Source organism: Pseudomonas sp. HY13-MNA-CIBAN-0226 (assembly GCF_040310305.1).
In the GTDB taxonomy this organism is placed as follows: domain Bacteria; phylum Pseudomonadota; class Gammaproteobacteria; order Pseudomonadales; family Pseudomonadaceae; genus Aquipseudomonas; species Aquipseudomonas gregormendelii.
In genome coordinates, this window is record NZ_JBEOPS010000305.1 from 1 (window position 1) to 267 (window position 267).

Annotated in this window: 1 protein-coding gene; it reads right to left on the bottom strand. The window is 61.8% G+C overall.

Translation table 11 applies throughout. The features are described 5' to 3' along the window. The coding region (locus AAEZ05_RS28865) for a DUF3418 domain-containing protein (RefSeq protein ID WP_350650023.1) at positions 1–267 on the bottom strand (267 nt) is incomplete at both ends.

The window sequence follows — 267 nt, forward strand, 5'->3', positions numbered from 1 at the left end:
GGGGTTTCCCGCACAAAGCCTGGGTACACCAGGTTGCTCAGTTGCTGCTTGATATCGTTCAAGGCCACGGCCTGGGCCAGGTCGATCTTGCCCTTGAAGCGTTTTTGCAGGCCGTGCCAGAGTTTCAGCACCTCCAGGGTCAGGCGTGCCAAGCGTTCGGCGTGCTCAGTCCAACTGCCGCGCTTGCGCTCAGCCAAGGCCGCCAAACCCGCGCCATCGCGTGGCAGGCTGTCTTCACCTTCAAGTACACAGGTATCGAGGCTGGCC